Raw genomic sequence first — 13,788 nt, forward strand, 5'->3', positions numbered from 1 at the left:
AAAAGCCCGCAGCGTACTACAGAACGTGAGGACTTTTGACAACGAACAACGCAGTATAAGCAAATAAGAAGAGGTTTTATGAGTGATATAAAAAGGTGGGCAAAGGCGCTGACGGACAGCGCCGACTCCTATAAAAAATATGTGGGATCATGGGAAGAGAAAATCGGAAGCTTCCTTCAGTTCGATCCCGAGGCCGCAAAGGCTGATTCTTCGGGAGAAGGCATACTCGCCGGCATTCCCTTCGGCGTAAAAGACAATATAGCCGTCAAAGGCTTCAATATGACCTGCGGTTCGAAAATCCTGGAGAATTTCGACTGTCCCTATACGGCGACGGCTGTAGAAAATCTTCAGAAAGCCGGAGCCGTTCCCGTCGGAAAGATGAATATGGATGAGTTCGGAATGGGCTCATCGACGGATAATTCCGCTCTGGCGGAAACCCACAACCCCTGGGATACGAGCCGGGTTGCCGGCGGATCAAGCGGCGGGAGCGCCGCAGCTGTCGCGGCGGGGCAGGTGCCCTTTGCCCTGGGTTCCGATACAGGCGGTTCGGTCCGCCAGCCCGCTTCCTTCTGCGGCGTCTACGGATTGAAACCAACGTACGGCACGGTTTCCCGTTACGGCCTGACCGCCTATGCCTCCTCTCTGGAGACAATCGGAGTCTGCGCTGAAACGGCCGGATTGACCAGAGAGGTTTTCAACGCCATGCGCGGCAAAGATATTATGGACAATACAACAGTTGATTATTCTCCTTCGGGTAAGGATGACGTTGAGACCGTCGCCGTCCTGAAAGTGGGGAAGGGAGACCTCAGCGATGATGTTCTCCGTTCTTACAACACTTCCATTACCAGGCTGAAAGAGCAGGGGTATAAAACTGTCGAAGTGGAACTTCCCACATTGAAATACGTCGTTCCCGCTTACTATGTCATAGCGACAGCGGAAGCGAGCGCCAACCTGGCGCGGTTCAATGGAATCCGTTACGGACTGGCCGCACAAGGTGCTGAAACACCCTCGGCTCTCATGGAGGAAACTCGGCACAGCGGTTTCGGTGATGAGGTGAAGCTGAGAATCCTTCTGGGAACCTATGTTCTCCGGTCCGGATTTCAGGATCAGTACTACCACCGGGCACAGAAAATCCGGACGGCTATCCTGAATGATTTCAACAGAATCTTCGAGAGTGCCGATGCGTTGATGATGCCCGTTTTCCCGACAGCGGCCTTCCGTCACGGTTCTTCTGATCTGACCCAGCTTCAGCAGAAAGCGGCGGACCTCTATACTTGTTCGGCCAACCTGGCCGGTCTTCCCGCTCTGGCTGTTCCCTCGACCATTGAAGAGGGACTTCCCGTGGGGGTTCAGTTTATGGCCCCCGCCTTCGAAGAGGAGAGGCTGTTCAGAATCGCCGAGAAACTGGAATCTGTCTTCCCCGCACAGAAACCGGAAGGGTATTCACAGGAGTGGAAAGCATGAAATATCAATCATTCGTCGGACTGGAAATCCACATTCAGCTGATTACGGAGACGAAGGTTTTCTGCAGCTGTCCCAATAACTTCGGAGATGAGCCGAATACCAATGTCTGCCCTGTCTGCATGGGCTATCCCGGCGCGCTTCCCTCGCTAAACGAGGAAGCCGTTTTTAAAGCGCTGAAAGTCTCCCGCGCCCTTAACTGCCACATTAATGAAAAGGCTGTTTTCGAAAGAAAGAACTATTTTTATCCCGATATGCCCAAGAACTACCAGATCAGCCAGTTCGAGTTTCCCTTCGGAATCAACGGTTATTTCGATCTGGAACTGGATGACGGTTCGGTCAAGAGAATCCGGATTCACGATGTCCACCTGGAAGAGGATGCGGGGAAAATGATTCACGATGCCTACCAGTCCCGGCTCGACTACAACAGGGCGGGCACACCCCTTCTGGAAATCGTTACGGAGCCGGATCTTCTGGACGGACGGGAGGCTGAGCTCTTTGTCCAGCAGTTCCGCCAGCTTGTACGCTATCTGGAAGTGACAGACGGAAACATGGAAGAGGGATCGCTCCGCTGCGACGCCAACACCTCTATCAACCTGCCCGGAAAAGGGCTGGGTACAAAAACGGAAGTGAAGAACCTCAACTCGTCGCGTTTCGTCAACAAGGCTCTGACCTATGAGATCAAGCGCCACGCAAAAGTTCTCGATAAAGGCGATTCCATCGTTCAGGAAACCCGTCTCTGGGATGAAGGCAGTTCCACGACCAGGAGCATGCGGTCCAAAGAGGATTCCCATGACTACCGCTATTTTCCCGAACCGGATCTTCCGCCATTCCGACCCGGCGCGGCATTGATGGCCCGGGTGGAGGAGGCCATGATCGAACTTCCCAACGAGAGGAAGAAGCGTTATGAGGCGGAGTTGAACCTGACGGCGGATCAGGCGGCGTTTATCACAGCCGAGAAGAATACGGCCGACTGGTTCGAAGCGGTTCTGGCCGCCGGCGCCGATGCTTCCCAGGCAGCCGGGTGGCTCTCCGGAGATATTCAGAAAGTGCTGAACAAAGAAGGCGCTGCCATCGATCAGTCTCCCTTTACCCCGGAGAGAATAAAAGAGCTCTTTGACCTGATCAACAGCAACAGGATCAGCAACAATATTGGAAAAGACGTACTGCAGGCGGTATTCGATGAAGACAAGGATCCGTCGGTTATCGTTAAAGAAAAAGGACTGGAACAGGTTTCCGATACGGGAGCTGTGGAGAAAGTCGTTGAAGAGGTGCTTGCCGCCCATCCGGCCGTCGTTGACGCGATCCGGGCGGGAGAGGACAAGCAGATCGGCTTCCTGATGGGGCAGCTGATGAAGGCCACGGGAGGGAAGGTTAATCCCCAGCTGGCCAGAGAAATGATAGAAAACAAGATTAAAGGGTCGGAATAATTTCCGCGAAGGAGTTGAACATGAAATTGAAAAGAACACATAACTGCGGAGAGCTGACCAATAATAATAACGGCGAAACCGTCAGACTCAGCGGATGGGTGGAAAACTACAGAGACCACGGCGGCGTGGCCTTTATCGACCTGAATGACAGATGGGGGACGACGCAGATCGTTTTCCATCCCGATATCGCCGGAGAGCACCATAAAATCGCCCATACCCTGAGAAGCCAGGATGTGATATCCATCGAGGGGAAAGTCTCTGCAAGGCCGGAAGGCATGGCCAATGCCAGACTGGGAACCGGAGAGATAGAGGTATACATCAGCGATTTCGAGTTGCTCAACAAATCCAAAACACCTCCCTTTGAGATCAACCACTCGGGCGAAACCAATCAGGAAGTGCTTCTGAAGCACCGCTATCTCGATCTGAGAAGCCGGAAAATGCAGAAGAACCTTATCTTCAGAAGCGAGCTGACCAATAAAATCCGGAATTACTTCAACGATCAGCAGTTTGTTGAAATCGAAACCCCTATCCTGACAAGAGCGACCCCCGAAGGCGCCAGGGACTATCTGGTTCCCAGCCGGACGAACCCCGGGAAATTCTTCGCGCTTCCCCAGAGTCCCCAGCTCTTCAAGCAGGCGCTTATGGTTTCCGGATACGACCGTTATTTCCAGATTGCCCGCTGTTTCCGCGATGAAGACCTGAGAGCGGACCGCCAGCCGGAATTCACTCAGGTGGATATCGAGATGTCATTCGTCGATCAGGAAGACGTCATGTCCGTTACGGAAGGACTTATGGCCGGGCTCATGAAGGACATGTTCAGCAAAGATCTGACTCTTCCTCTTCCCAGGATAACCTACGATCAGTCTATGTTGGAATACGGATGCGATGCACCGGATCTCCGCTTCGGACTGAAAATCAAAGATCTCAGCGACGTATTCGTCAATACGGGATTTTCCGTTTTCAAGAACGCCGTTAAAAACGGCGGGGCTGTCCGCTCCATCAACCTGAAAGGGGCCGCGGAAAAACTGAGCCGGAAAGACCTCGACGATATGACGCCCTTTGCCGCCAGGTTCAAGGCGAAAGGTGTCGCCTGGATCAAGATGACAGCCGAGGGACCCCAGTCTCCCATCGTTAAATTCTTCAGCGAAGAGGAATCGGCGGAACTCTATAAGAGAATGGAAGCGGAAACCGGAGACGTTCTCATCTTCCTGGCCGATAAAGAGGAAGTGGTCTGCCAGTCTCTGGCGGCTCTGAGACTGGATCTCGGGAAGAAGCTCGGACTCATTGATGAGAACGAACTGAACTTTACCTGGGTCGTCGATTTCCCCATGTTCGGGAAGGACCACAAAGCCCGGCCTACATCGCTCCACCATCCCTTCACGGCACCTAAAACGGAAGACCTGGACAGAATGGAGGACGATGTTTTCGACGTAAAAACAAACGCCTACGACCTGGTTCTGAACGGATGCGAGCTGGGAGGCGGATCGATCAGAATCCACCGGAAAGATGTTCAGGAGCGTGTCTTCCGCATACTGGGCATTGACGAAGAGGAAGCGAGAGACAAATTCGGATTCCTCCTCGACTCACTGGATTACGGCGCGCCTCCCCATGGAGGATTGGCGCTCGGTCTGGACAGAATGGCCATGCTGTTCCTGAAGACGCCGTCGCTCCGCGATGTCATCGCCTTCCCCAAAACACAGAAAGCCACCTGTATGATGACAGAGGCTCCCGGTAATGTGGAAGAGGAGCAGATGGAGGAGCTTTTCATCGCTTCGACAGTCGAGGATGAAGAATAAAAAAACGCCCCGTTTTGCAGCGGGGCGTTTTTATTTGCCTCTTTGATTATTGAGCTGTGATTGTAATAGACATTCGTTCCCAGAAATTCTTTGCCAGAACAGCGATATCGTCTGTCGTATCGGCGGGAGTGCTGTTATCGTATATTTCGATAAGGCCGTTTGTGTCCCAGGATATCTCAACCATTATTCCATCCGCTTTACTGGGTATAGTTACTGTATTCATAGGCATGACCAGGGCATCGATATCACCATCAAAATACCATCCCGGGGCCGTTGCTCCTATATCCGCCAAAGCGTCAGCAAATGAATCGGCATGACCTTCATTGCCTGTAAAAATTGCTTGATAATCCGATCCTGAATGAAATATGCTGAATGTTGTTGAGACAGGTTCTATACTATAGTAATCAGGATCCGCCAAGTATAAGTTGGAAGATTCTGCCAGACGATCATAGGGGTCTATCTCCCAATAATCAAATCGGAATGTATCGATAGGCAGATCGCTTTCATCTGTCCATAATGGTAAGTCATAACTTCCACTTGTTTGTCTAAAATTTATTCTATTCATAAAGTCGGGGTTTGAACTGAATCCGGGAAGATTTGCCTCTATGATAGTTCCGGCAATACTATTGGGTTCGAATTCGGGATTCAGATGCCCTCCTAATTCAGAAAAGAAATTACCGGTGTATTCGAATATGATGCTTGTGTATTCCCCCTGAGGGACGGGGACATCGGGAAATAGTGTTAATGTCCCTTCGCAAAAATCAACGGGAATAGACCATGTTTCTCCTTCCGGTAAATAGCCGTTTTCGTCGAGTTCATGATCGGGAACAAACTCATACCCCCGCAAGTCATTATAGAGGTATATCACTGAAATCATCATTCTGAAGTGCGTGGGAGTAACCTCATCGATTTTTGTCCCGAAGAGACTATAGACTTCATCATATACATCCAGACTCGAATCCGTTCCGGGCGTATAGGAAAGCGTTCTGGCCGGACTGGCATATAGAGCAGGTGTGTTGGCTTCATCGTTCCACATAAAAGAAACCGGTTTGGCCGAAGGAAGCCTTTCCGATGGCATTTCGCCGCAGGAGAGGAGAGTTCCAATTGTCTGGATCAAAATTGCAGCAATTGATAATTTTAGAAATGTAGTTGTTTTCATTAGAATGATACTCCTGCCGCGACCTGGCTGCGCATGCCGTGATACAGAATGTCAGTTGAATAGGCCGACCATCCCGGACTGATTTTGAAATAGAATAGATCGCCGGCATAGATCTTGAAAGGAACATAGAGCTCAAGCCCTACGGCGTTGCTCCAGAAATAGCCGTCCAGATCAATACCTATAGAGAAATGTTCTCCCAGTTTCCTCATCCAGTTTATTGATGCTCCCGGTACGATGGATAATTCCGAATCGACGAGCTGAAGGTTGAAATAACCGCTGAAAAGAAGATGGGATTTCTCATTATTGATCACTTTGTAGCCTAATCCGGCCCCGAACTCAATGGTCGTTAACGGATTAAGCCAGGGATCATAGGACATATATCTGGCTGAAAAATTAAAGTTCTTCCAGAACTTAGCGTCTGTAAAGACATCCATAGGCATGTTGAATTCGACGGTACTGGATACAGGGAAATAGTAATCCAATGTAACATCTACTTCGATTGATGTTTCCGATATCTCCTGACTGTATATAAAAGGAGTAATCAGAAAAAAAAGGATAAGTAAATATTTGTGTTTCATAAATTATGGATTTTATCATTTAATTATTTTTAATGCAAAAAAAATGCCAAGAGATATTTTAATCCCGGTTAATTTCATCCTGGAGAATCTGATTGACTAACTCATCGTATTTTTCTGTTTGTTTTAACTCCCTGATTTCGAGATTAAGTCTTTCAAGAAGATCTGTTCTGTTTGTATGTTTATTAAACCCCAGGTAGGTTTCGTTCTGCAAAAGAGGCGGATATATCATTCTGAATTTACCGGAATACTCTTTCTTTTCCATCATAGCCTTACCGATTTCTTCAAGTATTAAGATATAATCGATACGGCCTGAGGCGAGGAGGTCGAGGTTCGATATGTCGCTACGCATTTCGATTACTGTGAAAATCCCCGTTTCCCTGGCATCTTCAAAATCCTGTCTATAACTCCAGCCGAAGAGAATTCCCACTTTGGATCCTCTCAGTTCCTTGATGCTTCGAGGAGAGACCGCATTCTCGGCAGCGGTGAGGATATTGACTTTTTCATTAATTAAGGGATCGGAATAATCGTAAATCAGGTCTCTGGCTGTGGTTCGGTAAATTCGCTTAATACCGCTTTCTCCGGTTTCCCCTATTTTATAGGCAAATGGCGGTGAGTTTTCATCAAGGGAAATTTTAACTTCCTGAGAGAAGAGGCCCGCATGGGCGAGAAGGATGAACAGCGCTGTGAAAAAGATAAACCTTGTCTTTTTATCATAAATGAGACTCTCTTCCCCTTAAACTTTAGTCTATGGTGCGTTTATTTGCAAAAATAATGGGATCTCTCATTTTGTAAAAATTCTATCATGATACTTTGATTTACCGTTTCTATATCATTTCTTCGCCATCCTTACTGCCGTATAGACAATCCCCGCAACGATCATTAGAAGTGAGATAATCACCATGATGATAACACCTCTGTATTCCCCGCCATAACCCGATCCGCCGGCATGCTTCACCAGAATGCCGATATAGGACCAGATCAGAACCATACCGTAGGCAGGGCATACTATGCGGATCAAAGCCGCAGTGCCGATTACCGCGACGACGGGTAGAAGAATCATCATCCAGATTTCCGGGGCTATGCCGCCGCCGTTCCAGCCTATGCTGACCAGCCAGGCCGATACATTGGCCACTGTGGCTACGGTTATCCATCCGAAATACACAGAAAGAGTCGGTTTGACCCATTGCTTCACTTTGTCCCCGAAGGCTGCTTTTTTTATACGGAGCTCAATCAGCATAAGAGTCACGAACAGCAGAATCATGATCAGCAGGGAGAGGAAAACTTTATGGTAGTGCCAGGCCAGAATCCAGAAGCTGTTTAATAAAGATGAAATGACAAAAAGCCAACCGATATAGCGGACAGAATCAGCTGCGCCGTTTTCCGCTTCTGTAAAATTGAAAGTGATGTACTTGAATGTGAAAATGCCCAGAAGTATGTATATAAATCCCCAAATGGCGAAAGTGTATCCCGCCGGTGTGAACAGGTTCGGGAGCGCATCGGAAATCTCGCCGGTCGTGATTCCATTGATTGGAAGGATATTAGCCAGGGCATTTATGGTTATCATGGCCAGGAAGGAAACAGGTACAGCGATCTTACTGAATTTTGTCATATTCACTCCTATAAATATATTGTCTATAGATATTCTAATTCCAATTTTTATTTCAGTTAGAAAATAAACTCTTTTTTAATGGAAAATCCTTCCGGGACAGGGTAATCTGATGAGGTGGACTGGAAGATCGAAACATCAGGCAGGGAGCGACTCGATATCATTAAGCCTCTTTGGGAGAAACTTAATGAAATTCACAGGCATGATTCCCGGCATTTCAGGGACTATTACAGCGGATTTACTTTCGAAGAACGGATCAAAGGTTTCGCAGAACTTCCTGCTGAGGATTTCCTGCTTCAGATTGTCCACGTGAAGGATACTCCGCTTGGCTATTGCATCTCAACGGTTAGAGGAAATGATGGTGAAATTGATTCCCTCTATCTTGAGGAGGATATGAGAGGATCAGGACTGGGCAGCCATCTGGTCGAACAGGCCATGCTCTGGATGCGAGAGAAGAAATGCAGCCGCTTTCGCGTATCGGTTGCCGACGGTCATGAGTCTGTTCTCGAGTTTTACGGGAAGCTGGGTTTTCTTCCCAGGCTTTCGGTACTGGAATACTCCGGGGACTGATACCAGTGTTATTCTTCTGCAGGCGGATATTGCGTTACAATCTTTTTATTTCCGCTCTAATTGTTATCATGTCCACGGCCTTTACGCTTTTATACGGCGATGTTCCCGTCACGGCATCCCTGTTTTTTGATCAGATCTCCTCTTTTTTCATATATCTGGCTCTTCCTTGCTTTTACGGTGCGGTTTTTTTCTTCCATCTCTTCAACCGTTCAGAATGGGTTTTCTTTTTGAACCTCGGTTACTCGAGAAAAAGGCTGATTTTTTCCAGCCAGATGGTCTACGCAAGCATTTCGATTTCAGCTCTCATCGTACTGAATCTCCTGCGGGGGAGCTTATTATGAGTTCATTGAAAGTGGAAAGCCTATCCATGTCTTACGGAAGGAACCGCGTGCTTTCCGGAGCGTATTTCCATTTGGACAAAAGTGAAATCACCAGCGTTGTCGGACGGAATGGCTGCGGTAAATCGACTCTTCTGAAGGCTATGCTCGGATTATTTGCCGATAGCTGCGAAAGCCTTTTTATCGAGGGACAATATATCTCCAAAAAGGAGAGAATGCTTTATTGCGCCTATCTGTCCCAGCACTCCTTTCTGCCTAAAAACGTCAAAGTAAAGAAGTTGCTAAAGATCTTTCTGCCTGATGAACAAGCAAAAGCCCTGATGATGGACGACCGTATTTCCGGGCTGCTTGAACAGAACGCTGTCAGCCTGTCGGGAGGAGGGCTCCGGTACCTCGAGTTTCTCATGATCGCATCGTTAGACCGGAAGGCGTACTTTTTCGATGAGCCCTTCAGCGGCATTGAACCTATTTACATTAAACATATTAAAAAGAAACTTCTTGATCTGAAGAGCAGGGGACGGTATATTCTCATAACGGACCACGATTACCATTCGGTGCGGGGCGTTTCCGATCGCATCTGGCTCTCCCGTTCGGGACGTTTTGAAATGGCCGTCGATCCCGATCAGTTTCTTATCGATCGCGGATATCTTCCCGCTGCGCAGAAGGAATGAAAATGACAGTAGAAGAAAAACGTATTCATGTTGACAACATCCTGGAGGATCTTCATCTTTTTGACGATCTTATAGGACTCCCCCGGGACGTTCTCGACTTCCGCCCCTCTCCCGACCGCTGGACAATCCATGAACATCTCATTCACTGTCTCGATGTCGACGTGGCCAATTTTACCCGTTACAGGGTGGGGATCGTCCATCCCGGTTCGGATATCATCGGTATGGATGATGAATGGACGTCGGGGCTGCTCTATGAGACCATCAGTCCGGAAGAGGCCATAGAGACTATTAAACTGATTCGGAAAATGACCCATCGCCATCTTTCCGCCATAGTGGAAGAGGATTGGACGCAATACAGCATTCTCTATAAAAAGTACGGGATCCTCAATTTCGAGACCTTTATCCCTGTTATGCACAAACATCCGAAGGCTCACAGGGAGTTTATCGACAAGCTTTTGGAGGAGTTCAATTCCGCTGCATAGCGGGAAAGATATAAAAAAAGCCGGACTGTTAATCAGCCGGCTTTATTTTATGTGTGTCTGATTTCTCTTGTTCCGTTGAGCAGACCCCTCATAACATAGCGGACCCAGACCAAACTGACTATGAAAGATAACACGATCCCGGTCGCCATACCGAACCAGACACCGTAAATCCCCATGTTAAAAACGCCCACATAGAGATAGGCTGCCGGGACCGATACGATAAGAACCCGCATCAGCGTGATAAAAAAGGCCGGCATCGGGTAGCCGATGGCCTGGAAAACGCTTCGGTTGATTATACCCACTACGGCGAGACTGAAGAAAAGTTCAACTGTATAAGTCTGTCTGACCGCATAATTGACCACTTCTTCAATATTGGAGAAAAGAGGGTAGATGAATCTGGCAAGCGCTATCATGACAATTGCAAATGAGAATACAACCACAAATCCCGCGGCATAGCCCACTTTTACCGCATGATCGGCTCTTTTCAGGTTACCCCGTCCCGCATTCTGTCCCACGATGGTAATCATGGCGGCGGCCAGGGCGAAGCTGGGCATCAGAACGATCTGATCGAGCCTTCCGCAGAGGGAATAGGCCGTCATGGCAAGCGGATCGATGGAAACCACCAGCCTGTTCAGCAGGAGGAAGGCTATGGACATGGTTATCTGTCCCATGGCCTGAGGTAATCCGATTACTGTGATCTTTTTGATGATTTCCAGTCGGACATTGCTGATTGACCAGCTGATGGGGACCAGGGTTTTTTTAGCGGCGAAAATGCTCAGGGCGTATATGAGTGAAATAAACTGGGCCAGTCCCGTGGCGATGGCGGCGCCTCTGACGTCCAGATTCAGGGCGAAGATGAAAACCGGGTCCAGAACGATGTTCACGACCGTACCGATGATCATAGCCACCATCATGTGTTTCATGAGTCCCTCGCCCTGGAAAATCCCGAAAAACACATTTCCCACAAACGCGAAAAGGGCGACGGGTGTTACCCAGAGAAGGTAATTCAGGCCGTGTTTGTAGTAATCGCCTTCCGCTCCCATGGCTCTGACAATCTGGGGGCCGAAGCCGTAAACCGTTCCCATACAGATTATTGAAAGTATAATAGCCATAATAAGGCCCGATTCGGCGATCTTGTTCAGAACTTCTCTGTTCTTTTCACCGATGGCCCGGGCCACAAGTGAAGACACTCCGACGGAAACCCCTGAAGCCAATGCCATAAAAAAGAAAATGACCGGAAAAATCAGTCCCGTCCCGCCGACAAAGGAGGGGTCATTGAGATCGATGCGGCTGACCCAGATCGTATCAACTATGTTGTATAAAAGCTGGAATAGCATTCCCGCCAGCACGGGAAGAGACAATCTCGCGATAAGAGGCAGAATCGGTCCTTCAAACATGCCCGGTACTTCTCTTCTGGCCATTTCGCCGTGATCGGCGTTTTCCATCTGTTCTGTATTTTCGTTATTCATGGAGCCCATTCTCGATTATGTATTTTTTATTGTCAAGAATATTACCACATGATATAAAAGCTTCATGAATCTGCTCGGATACACCTATGAGGATATTCTCGCCCTGGTCAAGGAAAACAAAATGGGGGGACGGGAAGAAGCTAAAAAACTCTTTAGTGATTTGTATGGAGAAGGGAGATGTGAGGCTGGTCGGAAGCAAGCGTCCAGCTCGCCTATGCAGCCCGGGCCGGGTAACGGATTCGTCTGCGATCTGCCTCCTGTCAGCGGTTCGATCGAGGAAGGGGGGACTATCAAGTTTCTGTTGAAACTCGAAGACGGGCTTGAGACGGAATCAATCATCCTGCCTATGGGCGGCCGCTACAATACGCTCTGCATTTCCTCCCAGATCGGATGCCGATGGTCCTGCGCCTTCTGCGAGACGGGGAAAATGGGCCTTATCCGGAACCTGACCAAAGTGGAGATCCTCGCCCAGTTGATGACCGCCGAACTGGTTTATAAAAAACCAATCCGCAATATCGTTTTCATGGGCATGGGGGAGGCTTTTGACAATTTCGATAATGTTTTGGGGGCCATTGATATATTTACCCATCCCTGGGCCATGAACATTCCCAAAAAATCGATCTGCATTTCAACTGTCGGCAATGTGCAGGGAATCAGCCGGCTGACAGAGCTGGCCCGGAAAGAGAGAGACAAAAATTATCATAAGCTTCATCTGGCCGTGAGCCTCAACGGAGCAGATGATGCCGCAAGAAGTCATTTGATGCCCGTAAACCGCCGATGGCCTCTGGCCGAGCTGAAAGAGAGCCTGATGGAAACGGAGCAGTTCGGCAGGAAAGATCTGCTTTATTTTGAATATATCATGATCAAAGGGGTGACCGACGGCGAGGAAAACGGCCGGAAGCTCATCGATTTCGCCAAGGGGTTCCCGAAAATTACCGTCAATCTGATCCCCTTCAATCCCGGTAGAGATAGCGGGTTCGAGAAACCGACGGCTGAGGAGCTGGAGCGGTTTCACGAACAGCTGCTCACTGCGGGAATAAGAGTTTTTACCCGTAACAGCCAGGGCGAGCGCATCATGGCCGCTTGCGGCCAGCTGGGGAACCGCAAGTCAGAAAATACTGATAAAATGTGATAAATTGGAATTACCCCAATGAAGGAGCATATTCCTGTTGTCTGAGTCTAAGGGAATCCGGAAAATTTCATCAATCCTCTTACTGGGCAGCCTATCCATGCTGTTCGCTGAGGTCTTTTCCGGAGCTTCCCAATTGTGGTTCATTCAGCCATGGGGATGGCTGCTCACTTTTCCTCTCTATCTAAGCCATGTTCTGTTCTTTATGTGGATCGCCTTTAAGCTGCATAAAACCTCGTTGCTACACCTCTACCTCTTCGGGGTTCTTTTCGGACTTTATGAATCATGGATCACGAAAGTGTTATGGGCGGGGTATATGAACGAAACGGGTCCCGGATTCGGTACTCTTTTCTCCCTTGCCATGCCTGAATTCCCTATTCTTGTTTTTTTCTGGCATCCTCTCATGTCTTTTATTCTCCCTGTTCTCGTTTATGAAGTCCTGACAAAGCAGGTTCTGAATGAACATGAATGGATTCTGCGAAAAAGCGTGAAAAAGTCAATTATACTTTCCGTTCTTTTGTTTTTGTTCAGCTCATTCCTGGCTAAGGGAAATCAGTTTGATCTCATATCCGCCAACCTTTCCTTAGGCGGTACTTTGCTGCTGATCATTCTTCTGTTTTTTATTTCAGGAAACCCGGATTCTTCAATTTTCTATTACCGGCGAAAGCCATCTATTGCGATTGTGATTTATTTGATTCTTCTCTATACGGCCTCTTTTTTCTTGCTTGTCCAGGATAGAATTCCCCTTGCGATTCTTCCTTTTGTGTCGATCATAGTCTGTTATATTATCGTCTTCCTTCTGATCGGGCGCTCCAAGAGGTCCCGGAGTTCTTTCCGGCAAACAGAAAAAAACCTGTACTCTCCGGTTGATTTGATCCCCTTCGCTCTGATATCAATGATTTCAATCAATTTAACCTGTCTGTTGCCTGATGTCAGCAATGTTCTGTTAATCATGAGTTACTTAGCCCTGATCCCGGCGGGTATGGCCATATTTCTCGGGATAGCCCTTCGGATCTTTGCCGCTTCTATTTTCAGAAAATGTAATCATTGTGATTCTAAATAAACACAATTGCGATATCTGTCAGACTCATGATATTAT

Annotated in this window: 14 protein-coding genes; 9 read left to right on the forward strand and 5 right to left on the reverse strand. The window is 48.3% G+C overall.

Features of this window, described 5'->3' with window-relative positions; translation table 11 throughout:
• Positions 1-78 precede the first annotated feature (78 nt).
• The 3 genes from gatA to aspS are packed head-to-tail and all read left to right on the forward strand — an operon-like array spanning position 79 to position 4,687.
• On the forward strand, positions 79-1,464 hold the full coding sequence (gene gatA, locus HNR50_RS10570; RefSeq protein WP_184746732.1) for an Asp-tRNA(Asn)/Glu-tRNA(Gln) amidotransferase subunit GatA: 1,386 nt from the start codon (positions 79-81) through the stop codon (positions 1,462-1,464).
• Entirely contained in the window at positions 1,461-2,891 is a 1,431-nt protein-coding gene (gene gatB / locus HNR50_RS10575; protein ID WP_184746733.1) for an Asp-tRNA(Asn)/Glu-tRNA(Gln) amidotransferase subunit GatB, read from the forward strand. Before gatA ends, gatB begins: the two co-directional genes overlap by 4 nt.
• A gap of 20 nt (positions 2,892-2,911) precedes the next feature.
• A complete protein-coding gene (aspS, locus tag HNR50_RS10580) occupies positions 2,912-4,687 on the forward strand; it encodes an aspartate--tRNA ligase (RefSeq protein WP_184746734.1) in 1,776 nt (591 codons plus the stop codon).
• 46 nt (positions 4,688-4,733) lie between these two features.
• Here the strand turns inward: aspS and HNR50_RS10585 are convergent, their stop codons facing one another.
• The 4 genes from HNR50_RS10585 to HNR50_RS10600 all read right to left on the reverse strand — a co-directional run bounded on the left by HNR50_RS10585 (position 4,734) and on the right by HNR50_RS10600 (position 8,033).
• Positions 4,734-5,846 carry a hypothetical protein gene (locus HNR50_RS10585; RefSeq protein ID WP_184746735.1) on the reverse strand — a complete coding sequence of 371 codons (1,113 nt, stop codon included), beginning with the start codon at positions 5,844-5,846 and terminating at the stop codon, positions 4,734-4,736.
• Positions 5,846-6,424 carry a hypothetical protein gene (locus HNR50_RS10590; RefSeq protein WP_184746736.1) on the reverse strand — a complete coding sequence of 193 codons (579 nt, stop codon included), beginning with the start codon at positions 6,422-6,424 and terminating at the stop codon, positions 5,846-5,848. The genes HNR50_RS10585 and HNR50_RS10590 overlap by 1 nt, the downstream gene beginning before the upstream one ends.
• Positions 6,425-6,482: 58 nt before the next feature.
• Positions 6,483-6,851 carry a substrate-binding periplasmic protein gene (locus HNR50_RS22835; protein WP_425506743.1) on the reverse strand — a complete coding sequence of 123 codons (369 nt, stop codon included), beginning with the start codon at positions 6,849-6,851 and terminating at the stop codon, positions 6,483-6,485.
• A gap of 402 nt (positions 6,852-7,253) precedes the next feature.
• The gene (locus HNR50_RS10600; RefSeq protein ID WP_184746737.1) at positions 7,254-8,033 is read right to left on the reverse strand and encodes a TspO/MBR family protein; all 780 of its coding nucleotides are present in this window, start codon (positions 8,031-8,033) and stop codon (positions 7,254-7,256) included.
• 114 nt (positions 8,034-8,147) lie between these two features.
• On the opposite strand from HNR50_RS10600, the gene HNR50_RS10605 reads away from it, so the two are divergent.
• The 4 genes from HNR50_RS10605 to HNR50_RS10620 are packed head-to-tail and all read left to right on the forward strand — an operon-like array spanning position 8,148 to position 10,091.
• The gene (locus HNR50_RS10605) at positions 8,148-8,600 is read left to right on the forward strand and encodes a GNAT family N-acetyltransferase (RefSeq protein ID WP_184746738.1); all 453 of its coding nucleotides are present in this window, start codon (positions 8,148-8,150) and stop codon (positions 8,598-8,600) included.
• Between the two features lie 29 nt (positions 8,601-8,629).
• Entirely contained in the window at positions 8,630-8,941 is a 312-nt protein-coding gene (locus tag HNR50_RS10610) for a hypothetical protein (protein ID WP_184746739.1), read from the forward strand.
• Positions 8,938-9,609 carry an ATP-binding cassette domain-containing protein gene (locus HNR50_RS10615; RefSeq protein WP_184746740.1) on the forward strand — a complete coding sequence of 224 codons (672 nt, stop codon included), beginning with the start codon at positions 8,938-8,940 and terminating at the stop codon, positions 9,607-9,609. Before HNR50_RS10610 ends, HNR50_RS10615 begins: the two co-directional genes overlap by 4 nt.
• Before the next feature lie 2 nt (positions 9,610-9,611).
• Positions 9,612-10,091, forward strand: a complete 480-nt coding sequence (locus HNR50_RS10620; protein ID WP_184746741.1) for a DinB family protein — start codon at positions 9,612-9,614, stop codon at positions 10,089-10,091.
• Positions 10,092-10,138: 47 nt separating this feature from the next.
• Here the strand turns inward: HNR50_RS10620 and HNR50_RS10625 are convergent, their stop codons facing one another.
• Entirely contained in the window at positions 10,139-11,560 is a 1,422-nt protein-coding gene (locus HNR50_RS10625; RefSeq protein ID WP_184746742.1) for an MATE family efflux transporter, read from the reverse strand.
• A gap of 64 nt (positions 11,561-11,624) precedes the next feature.
• On the opposite strand from HNR50_RS10625, the gene rlmN reads away from it, so the two are divergent.
• Positions 11,625-12,692 carry a 23S rRNA (adenine(2503)-C(2))-methyltransferase RlmN gene (gene rlmN / locus HNR50_RS10630; protein WP_184746743.1) on the forward strand — a complete coding sequence of 356 codons (1,068 nt, stop codon included), beginning with the start codon at positions 11,625-11,627 and terminating at the stop codon, positions 12,690-12,692.
• A gap of 37 nt (positions 12,693-12,729) precedes the next feature.
• Positions 12,730-13,752 (forward strand): hypothetical protein, encoded by a 1,023-nt coding sequence (locus HNR50_RS10635; RefSeq protein WP_184746744.1) that lies wholly within the window; start codon positions 12,730-12,732, stop codon positions 13,750-13,752.
• Positions 13,753-13,788: the final 36 nt, after the last annotated feature.

The sequence above is a fragment of the Spirochaeta isovalerica genome (assembly GCF_014207565.1).
Lineage (GTDB): Bacteria > Spirochaetota > Spirochaetia > DSM-2461 > DSM-2461 > Spirochaeta_F > Spirochaeta_F isovalerica.